The organism is Psychrobacter sp. TWR1-1-1, assembly GCF_049895865.1.
Lineage (GTDB): Bacteria > Pseudomonadota > Gammaproteobacteria > Pseudomonadales > Moraxellaceae > Psychrobacter > Psychrobacter immobilis_A.
Map to the genome: position 1 here is coordinate 40235 of NZ_JAFCTE010000014.1, position 6914 is coordinate 47148.

Genomic DNA, 6914 nt, shown 5'->3' on the forward strand with positions numbered 1-6914 from the left:
TATTGAAAAATGAGCACGGTTTAAAAGACTATCAAAATAATAACTTAATCGATTTAAGGACAAATGATGAGCACGATTTACGATTTTACTGCTGAGCACATGGACGGAACTGTACAAGCCTTTGCTGATTATCAAGGTAAGGTATTATTAATCGTCAATACCGCCAGCAAATGTGGGTTTACGCCGCAATTTGAAGGTTTAGAAGCAATATATCAGCAATATAAAGATCAAGGATTGGTCGTTATTGGTTTCCCTTGTAATCAATTTGGCGGGCAAGATCCAGGCAGTAATGAGGAGATTGGCGCATTTTGTCAAAAGAACTATGGTGTCAGTTTTCCAATGATGGCGAAGGTTGATGTCAATGGCAAAGACGCTCATCCTATTTTTGATTGGCTTAAAGAGCAAAAGGGTGGCGTATTAACAGACGGTATCAAATGGAATTTCACTAAGTTTTTAATTGGTAAAGATGGACAGGTCATTGACCGCTATGCGCCCACCACCAAACCAGAAGCCATAAAAATGGATATCGAACAAGCATTAGCCAGTAAATAGGGTCATGCTTGAAAATTCATTGGTTTTTTATAAAAATATAAATCCAATGAAAACATAGGCTTGTCAGATTAATAAATAAAAACCTATAAAATAGGCTAAAAAACTGAAAATACTATTTGACAGCTATGTGTAAATCTATATAATACACACCCACAGCAAGGGGACTTAATTAATTTCAATGTTGTTAGGATTTTTACTGACTTAAAGCGTGACAACTTTAAAGATTAAACTTTCTATAAAATTCTCTTTAAGGAATTTTAATTTGCGAAGCTAAAATTGCAGTGCAATTTTTTAACGCTTCTCAGGGTGATTAGCTCAGTTGGTAGAGCGTCTGCCTTACACGCAGAATGTCGGCGGTTCGAATCCGTCATCACCCACCACTCTTTTTAGCGAGTGTCTCTGTAATAAGAGAAGATGCTAAGACGACCTAAGCAGCGGTAGTTCAGTTGGTTAGAATACCGGCCTGTCACGCCGGGGGTCGCGGGTTCGAGTCCCGTCCGCTGCGCCATATTTAGTAAAAAGCTAAAACGAATTTAGACCTTTGGGTTTAAGCAAGTTTCGCCTCAAACATAACTTTGTTTGGGGTTTTTTTGTGTTTAAAATTCCTCTTACAGCCTTTATCTATAAAGGTTGACTATTTTTCTTTATCAACTCTTAGGGAATAGTCTATCTTCAATAATGTATTCTCTATAAGTTTGGTTGCATACATTCTACCTTTTGAAAATCGATGACCACCCGCTTGCTGACCACCTACTCGGTGACCAAAAAGTGACCATTCTCGATTAAACCCGCCCTATGATTCTTTTAATAACTGTACGTTAACTTGAAAGTAGTACCCATCCTTAATGGTAATACTGACTTTGCCGTTATGGGCATTGACGATCGCTTGTACGATGGCCAATCCCAGCCCTGTGCCCGAATGCTGATTATTGGATTTGTGATGACGATAAAAGCGTTCAAACAGTCTATCTGCTTCCGCTTGAGTTAGAGGCGTCTGCAAGCGATTAGTGATGGTGATGTTTAGTGATGGCTGCTGAGCCGTTTCTCTAAGGGCGTGAGCGTTATGTTTTATGAGGCTAGCAGTCTTAGAAACGGCAGTAATAGTAATGATACTGTCGCTGGCGGCGTAGTAAATCGCATTAGATATCAAGTTGGCAAACAGCCTTTGTAACAAGCTCTCATCCCCTAATACCACATCAAATGCCCCTTTTTTCTCAAAAGAGATACCGCGCTCTTCGGCTATCAGTTCAAAATAATCGATGAGCTTAATTATCAGTGAATCGGTATCGACAAGATGACGTTGTGAGTCGTAGAGACCTTTTTGAGTTTTTGCCAGCAATAGCATATTGTTAATTAGCAGGGATAGTTGCTTGAGCGTGGCGTGTTGATGATGTAGCTGCTCGACATATTCTTGATGGTCTCTAGGTTTACTGAGCATCACTTGAGTTTGGGTGCTCAACGTTGCCAGTGGTGTGCGCAGTTCGTGAGCAATGTCATCTGAAAACTGTGATAATGAGGCAAAGTTGTGTTCGAGTTTATCCATCATGGCATTATAAGCGTCAGCCAATGGTCGCAGCTCGCTTGGCATTTCAGAGACGATAATTCTATCGTCTAACTGCTCGGCGTTGATACGTGCCATTTTTTGACTGATGGTCGCTAAGGGGGCGAATCCTAGATAGACGCTAAAAGCCGCCACTGATACCAAGATAAAAGTGATTGCAATAAGTATCAGGATAAGATGGTGGTTAAACTGGGCAAGGTATTGATGATGCACATCAATCGGTAGCGCGATTAATGCCAAGCGATTAGAGTGCTCAATGACCAGCGCGCGATAATGACGATGATTAAGCTGCAAGTCAAAGGGTTGATCGCGGTGCTGCTGCCATAGTTTTTCGACCAATTGGGAGTCATTGAGTTTATCAATAAAATCCTTTGGCTGACTATTAATGACTTGTCCATTATGGTCAGTGATAATTGTTTTGACTTCATAATCTGGTCGAAAAATATCTATCACGGATGATGCTGTATTAGCGAGATGAGCAGGGTCGGAAAGGTTGTCAGAGCGCTGATCATCCGATGTCACCTCTGTCATATACTGTCGTAAATTAAACGCAGCATGAGTCAGGATCTCTGAGTCCATTTGTTCAAAATGATCATTAACCGAACGCTGTATCCATATGTACAAAAAAGCTTGAGATATCAGCACACATACCGTTAATACTAGGGTAGTGCGCCACAGTAATGACAAGCGTCGATGCTCCGATTTATATGTCATGCTATTTTACTTCAACATGATTGAGTTTAGAAACCGTATTAGCCTCATTACTCATATCAATGCTAGTTTCATTATTGACTGTAACGGCGCTATTGTCCGCTTCTAGTTTATAGCCCATACCGCGTACGGTATGAATGAGCTTATTTTCAAAGCCATCGTCGATTTTACTTCGTAAGCGTCTTATCGCCACATCAATCACATTGGTATCGCTATCAAAATTCATATCCCATACTTGTGAAGCGATGACAGAGCGGGGCAATACTTCGCCTTGATGCTCAAGTAAAAACTGCAATAGCGCAAATTCTTTGGCCGTCAATTTGATAGAACCTTTATCTCGATGCACACTACGTTTGGCGATATCCAGTTTTAAATCAGCTATTTGAAGCACTGTGCTGGCGTAATCTGCTTGATTGGCACGGCGTAGTAAGCTTTTGATTCTGACCAACAGCTCAGCGAAGGCAAAAGGTTTAGTGAGATAATCGTCACCGCCAATCTCAAAGCCTTTTATGCGGTCGCTAAGGTCATCTTTTGCGGTCAAAAATAATACAGGGGTGGTGTTACCAGCAGCGCGATAATTACTGACCAGCTCAAAACCACTGACATCAGGCAGCATCACATCCATCACCACGACAGTGAAGTCCTCAGTCATCAGAGCATGATACCCATCTAAACCTGTGGTTTTATGCTCAACGATAAAACCTGCCTCGCTTAAACCTTTTTTAATGTAGTCGCCAAGTGATAACTCATCTTCGACTAACAATACTTTCATAGCATACTCGCGCCAATTATTTAGGATGAGATCAATATAAAATGTCTCTATTGTTATCAATCATAGAGGAATACTGGTAATAAACCTATGCTCAGTCTAGAAGATGACAAAATTGTCATCTTGGCGTCATCTGACTGTCAGAGTGGTTATGCTAGTTTGGCTTCAATACATCCTAATTTTAATATTCAACACCATGAGAAGCCTCTATGATGCCTTTTACCGTTAAGTTTGTTCGAGGGTCAGCGGTCTTATTAACTGCTGCCATATTATCAGCATGTGGGCAATCTGACAGCAATGCTTCTAATGCCAGCCCCTCTACTGCCAATGCCGCTAACGCCAGCAGTGGTGAGGCAAACGCTATACAGAGTAGGCAAACAGTGACAGAGACACCAGCCAACAACCCAGACCTGCTCAAGAACGTGTCAGCCACTGTCTATAAAGATGCCAATTGTGGCTGTTGTAAAGAATGGATAGGGCACGCAGAAGATAATGGGTTAACGACAACTGCCCATGATGTTGCAGACTTGTCATTATTTAAAGAGCGTTACGGTGTGCCTGCTGAGCTGCGTTCTTGCCATACCGCCGTTACCAGTGATGGTTATGTCATCGAAGGTCATGTTCCTGCCAAGTATGTGGCTGAGTTTTTGCAAAATCCACCAAAGCAAGCGATTGGTTTGGCGGTACCGGGTATGCCCGTCGGTAGCCCTGGTATGGAATATCAAGATAAGTTTATGCCATACCAAATTATGCAAATCAATAAAGATGGCACAAACCAAGTATACGCTGAGATTGAGTCCGCAGAGCAGCAGCTATAAGTTAATACTTTAGATAGTTTTTTAAATTTCAGCTACTCATTGTAGTACTGATAGCAGCATTGATGGAGACTGACTGATGAATCATGCAGAGCAAAAACAGATGAACCCTTATGTAAAGTTCACCCTCATGATGCTGACGTCTACCGTGGTGATGTATATCATGATGTACTTCAATACTTATGAGTGGGATCATATTTATTTTAGTGAGACCAGAGCATATATGGCGCTATATATGGGCGCAGGCATGGCAGTGATTATGCTCGCCTTTATGAGCAATATGTACAAGAAAACTAAGGTCAACTTAATGATTTATGGTCTTAGTGTGCTGATGTTTGCCGTGGGTATCTGGGGCGTCAGATCTCAAGCAACCGTCGATCAAGTGGATTGGATGCAGGCTATGATACCGCATCATTCAATTGCGATCTTAACCAGCTCAAGAGCCGATATAGAAGACCCTAGAGTACAGCAACTTGCTGACGACATCATCGAAGCACAACAACGTGAAATTAAAGAGATGCAGGCACTGATCGAAGCATTAGAATAAATAGCCTTAAAACGCACTCCTCTTAGTACATAAATTAAATGATTTTTCCAACTGGTGGATCTTAGCTGATTTGCCAGTTTTTATATGAACCATAACTACCAAACGATCATAATTAAGGATCTACCATGAAAATGATAAGAAACTCACGTCTTGCCATGCTTGCAGTCAGTGTCAGTGCCGTGATGCTGCTTGGCGCTTGCCAGCCGACGAATGATGTAACAGAGGCTACAGTCAAAGACGAGGCGGCTCCTGTTCATAATGCTACAACCGACACTAGCGCGATGGATGCGCATGCAGGTCATAATATGTCAGGTGATGCGATGACGGGCATACATGGAGAGTATAGTGACTCTATGACTAAGATGCATGATGAGATGATGGCAGGCATGGCATACAATGATCCCGATGCTGCCTTTGCCCAAGGAATGCTTGGTCATCATATGGGTGCTGTTGATATGGCAGAGATTCAGCTAAAGTATGGTACGGATGCAGAAATGCGTCAGTTGGCACAAGAGATTATTGACGCTCAGAAAGCTGAAATCGAGCAAATGCAGAACTGGCTTGCCAACCATCCTGATGCTGCTGAGCCAACGTCTGATACTGAAGCCATGCAGACAGCTTATGCTAAAGGTATGGATACGATGCATAGTGAAATGATGGCAGGTATCGCTGACCCTAACCCAGATATGGCATTTGCTCGCGGTATGTTGCCGCATCATATTGGCGCAGTAGATATGGCAAAAATACAGCTAAAGTATGGCAAAAATGAAGAAATGCGTCAATTGGCACAACAAGTAATTGACGCGCAGCAGCCTGAAATTGAGCAAATGCAAAACTGGATAGCCAAGCACAATAGTTAAATAACGAGTGCTTAAGAATGGATGTATTTTAGATAAAAAGCAGTGTCTTATATTTATTAAGGTACTGCTTCTTCTACTTTACATTTCTTAATCTTCTCTAAAATTCCGCCATTGCCTGTATAAATATTCACGTCGCCACCTTTGTCTACCATAAGCCTTAAAAGGTTGAGTCTCCTAGGTACGCCATTGATATGAGTAAGACTTGCTAGGATAGTGTATCTGTGTTTAAACCACCCGAAGGTGGCTTAGTCGTAATTAATCACTCTAAACTATCTAAATCAGGCAAGTTTGATGAATTTTCAACACCAAAAGCCATTTGTCCTAAGCGTTTGAAGTCGATATGTTGAATTTCAATCAAGTCGGGTAAAAGATTGAGATGTACAAAGATATTCATCTTATCTATATTTTTGATAGAAGCATTGTCACTAATCGCAAGGGCAGGGACAAAGCCAAACATTTCATCGTATTCAAGAGCGCCAATTTTTTTAATGCAACGGTCAAATAGTGGTTTACCGTTATTGTCTTCCATCTCAATATATTTAATTTGTTGGAAAGCAAAAAATAATTCTAACTTTCTATCCTCAAGCCCAGTGGCTATATCTTTTGCGTCACCTTGTTTTAGCCTTACCCACCCGAGAGTAGGGGTGATCTCAAAAGCAAACCCTGTCTTCTCTCCCCAAACGTATAATTCACCGAAACCACTACGAGCAATGACATAGTAATTGTCTTGTTTTAGAATATCTTCACCTAACCAAATAGCTAACTCGTCCGCATAATCAGAAGGATTGACTATCCAAAACAAACCTTGCTTAAAACGGCAAAAGCCCATTTTTTCCCAATAAAAAAGAAGTTTACTAGGTAATTTTCCACGATAATATTCTAGGGTAGCCTGATCAACAGGTTGTTGCCAGTCAGGCTGACCGAATTTTTCTAAAAAATAATCAAATCCTTCATCTATAATAAAGTGACTCATTTTTCTATGAACCGCCCCGACTATATCGGAGGCTGATCTACTTGAGTCAGGCAGCGATGCCTGACAGGGTTAAATTATCATAATACCGCTTTTCAAACTCAAAGGGTGACACATATCCAATCGTGC

At 41.3% G+C, this 6914-nt stretch carries 7 protein-coding genes and 2 tRNA genes; 6 read left to right on the forward strand and 3 right to left on the reverse strand.

Annotated elements, in window-relative coordinates; genetic code table 11:
• Positions 1 to 66: 66 nt before the first annotated feature.
• The 3 genes from ACP69U_RS11865 (at position 67) to ACP69U_RS11875 (ending at position 1060) form a co-directional block, all read left to right on the forward strand.
• Positions 67 to 552 carry a glutathione peroxidase gene (locus ACP69U_RS11865; RefSeq protein WP_314884824.1) on the forward strand — a complete coding sequence of 162 codons (486 nt, stop codon included), beginning with the start codon at positions 67 to 69 and terminating at the stop codon, positions 550 to 552.
• Positions 553 to 856: 304 nt separating this feature from the next.
• A tRNA-Val gene (locus ACP69U_RS11870) sits at positions 857 to 932 on the forward strand.
• A 51-nt stretch (positions 933 to 983) separates the two neighbouring features.
• Positions 984 to 1060, forward strand: a tRNA-Asp gene (locus ACP69U_RS11875).
• A 285-nt stretch (positions 1061 to 1345) separates the two neighbouring features.
• Here ACP69U_RS11875 and ACP69U_RS11880 read toward each other — a convergent pair.
• The gene (locus tag ACP69U_RS11880) at positions 1346 to 2827 is read right to left on the reverse strand and encodes an ATP-binding protein (RefSeq protein ID WP_250162829.1); all 1482 of its coding nucleotides are present in this window, start codon (positions 2825 to 2827) and stop codon (positions 1346 to 1348) included.
• 1 nt (position 2828) lies between these two features.
• A complete protein-coding gene (locus ACP69U_RS11885) occupies positions 2829 to 3596 on the reverse strand; it encodes a heavy metal response regulator transcription factor (RefSeq protein WP_193008275.1) in 768 nt (255 codons plus the stop codon).
• A gap of 206 nt (positions 3597 to 3802) precedes the next feature.
• Between ACP69U_RS11885 and ACP69U_RS11890 the strand changes: the two genes are divergently transcribed.
• The 3 genes from ACP69U_RS11890 (at position 3803) to copM (ending at position 5815) form a co-directional block, all read left to right on the forward strand.
• Positions 3803 to 4411 carry a DUF411 domain-containing protein gene (locus tag ACP69U_RS11890; RefSeq protein WP_238035238.1) on the forward strand — a complete coding sequence of 203 codons (609 nt, stop codon included), beginning with the start codon at positions 3803 to 3805 and terminating at the stop codon, positions 4409 to 4411.
• A 76-nt stretch (positions 4412 to 4487) separates the two neighbouring features.
• Complete coding sequence (locus ACP69U_RS11895; RefSeq protein WP_314884822.1) at positions 4488 to 4955, forward strand: DUF305 domain-containing protein; 468 nt, start codon at positions 4488 to 4490, stop codon at positions 4953 to 4955.
• 125 nt (positions 4956 to 5080) lie between these two features.
• Positions 5081 to 5815, forward strand: coding sequence for a CopM family metallochaperone (copM, locus tag ACP69U_RS11900; RefSeq protein WP_426138613.1), 735 nt, complete (start codon positions 5081 to 5083; stop codon positions 5813 to 5815).
• Between the two features lie 259 nt (positions 5816 to 6074).
• On the opposite strand, the gene ACP69U_RS11905 is transcribed toward copM, so the two are convergent.
• Positions 6075 to 6788 carry a GAD-like domain-containing protein gene (locus ACP69U_RS11905; RefSeq protein ID WP_314884819.1) on the reverse strand — a complete coding sequence of 238 codons (714 nt, stop codon included), beginning with the start codon at positions 6786 to 6788 and terminating at the stop codon, positions 6075 to 6077.
• Positions 6789 to 6914: the final 126 nt, after the last annotated feature.